The organism is Variovorax sp. 10L426, assembly GCF_056395305.1.
The window spans coordinates 1-452 of record NZ_JBFTJF010000091.1 but is presented as its reverse complement, the minus strand read 5'-3'; the positions used below and the strand labels follow the sequence as shown (position 1 = coordinate 452).

The window sequence follows — 452 nt, the reverse complement described above, 5'->3', positions numbered from 1 at the left end:
AACTATCCTCATCCGCTGATCGCCCGTGAAGGCTGGCCATTCCTGGCCGGCGCATTCGTCATCTCGCTGCTGGTGCATGTCAGCGCAGGTTTCTGGTGGGCGCTGCCGCTGTGGATTCTCACGATCTTCGTGCTCCAGTTCTTCCGCGATCCGCCCCGGCCGATTCCGTCGACGCCCAACGCCGTGCTGGCACCCGCCGACGGCCGCATCGTCGTGGTCGAGAAGACCCAGGACCCGTACGCCGGGCGCGAGGCGCTGAAGATCAGCGTGTTCATGAACGTGTTCAACGTGCATTCGAACCGCGCGTCGGTGGATGGCAAGGTCGAGAAGCTCGAGTACTTCCCGGGCAAGTTCGTCAATGCCGATCTGGACAAGGCGTCGGTGGAGAACGAGCGCAACGCCRTSGTGATCCGCCGCGCGSRSGACGGCMAGGTGGTSACGCTGGTMCAGGT

General features: G+C 64.0%; 1 protein-coding gene. It reads left to right on the top strand.

From position 1 onward, the window contains the following. Window positions 1–452 (top strand): phosphatidylserine decarboxylase (locus AC1DHL_RS29900; RefSeq protein WP_478164352.1); only part of this gene is annotated, 452 nt, incomplete at both ends.